The following is a 673-nucleotide window of genomic DNA, read 5'->3' as shown; positions in this document are numbered from 1 at the left end:
AACGACTGCCACTCAGTGCAAAGCTACCGGCATAGAGGTTGCTCAGACTATCGCTGCCATAAGCCCCCCAGCTGTCCGAACCCAGGGAACCGGAGAGATCCAGACTGGCCTGCTGTTGCGTAAAGTCGATGGTCAGGTTACCCGCTTGAAGGCCGCCATTAGCACCGGACTGATCGTAGGCCTGTCCACTGGCACTGTTGAAGTGATAAACACCCTGAAGGCTTGCCGGAATCGTGGCAGCGGTCAGTTGGTTGGTGTGGATATATTGGATCGGTGTGCTTTGCTCGATCAGGTTCTGGTCGTTGATCTGACGCCAGCTGTTCCAGCTGCCCCAAGTCACCGTCGCATCACCGAGAGCAACCTCAGAACCAGCTGTCGATGCCGCCACCCATTGTTCACCCGTTAATGGGTTTACCAAGGCTGAGAGACCGTTACCGTTCTGATACAGGGTATAGTTGCTGAGAAGATTAACCGCATTACCGTTGTTCAGGATGTAACCCTTGATGCCGCTCAGAGTGGTCATCCCCGCCAGATAATCATCCAGCTGACGGTCACCAAAGGCATACACCCCGTCAATCTGACTGGTGTTGCCTGCTAACCGGTAGTAACCGAACAGACCGTCTGCATTGCTTCCGGCAAACTGCCCCTGTGCGTTACCGCTCAGGCTTTCCGT

1 protein-coding gene is annotated in these 673 nt (G+C 55.0%); it reads right to left on the bottom strand.

Annotation, left to right across the window (positions count from 1 at the left end; translation table 11 throughout):
• Positions 1-673 (bottom strand): hypothetical protein (locus BV405_RS17745; RefSeq protein WP_176330218.1); only part of this gene is annotated, 673 nt, incomplete at both ends.

Source organism: Oceanospirillum sanctuarii (genome assembly GCF_002150805.1).
Taxonomy (GTDB): Bacteria; Pseudomonadota; Gammaproteobacteria; order Pseudomonadales; family Halomonadaceae; genus Oceanospirillum; species Oceanospirillum sanctuarii.
This window is presented reverse-complemented; position numbering and strand designations above follow the sequence as displayed.